Below are 351 nucleotides of genomic sequence, written 5' to 3' on the forward strand. Positions count from 1 at the left end.
CGCACGGTAGGCCAGATCTACGCCCTGCTCTTCGTCACCGAGCAGCAGTTGCACGCCGACGACATCGGCGAGAAGCTGGGCATCTCGCGCTCGAACGTCAGCATCGGGCTCAAGGAACTGCAGTCCTGGGGCCTGGTGCGCCTGCACCGCGTTCCGGGCGACCGCCGCGAATACTTCACCTCGCTGGGCGACGTGTGGGAAATCTTCCGGGTGGTGGCGGCCGAGCGGCGCCGGCGCGAAGTCGCTCCGACCCTGTCGGTGCTGCGCGAATCCCTGCTGGCGAATGCGCAGACTCCGGGAGATGTGTTCGCGCAACAACGCATGCGCGAAATGCACGAGCTGGTCGACCTG

General features: G+C 66.7%; 1 protein-coding gene. It reads left to right on the forward strand.

Features of this window, described 5'->3' with window-relative positions; all coding sequences use genetic code 11:
- On the forward strand, positions 1-351 hold a 351-nt coding region (locus KVT32_RS29215), incomplete at both ends, for a GbsR/MarR family transcriptional regulator (protein WP_217619329.1).

The sequence above is a fragment of the Achromobacter sp. GbtcB20 genome (assembly GCF_019091095.1).
In the GTDB taxonomy this organism is placed as follows: domain Bacteria; phylum Pseudomonadota; class Gammaproteobacteria; order Burkholderiales; family Burkholderiaceae_B; genus Achromobacter; species Achromobacter mucicolens.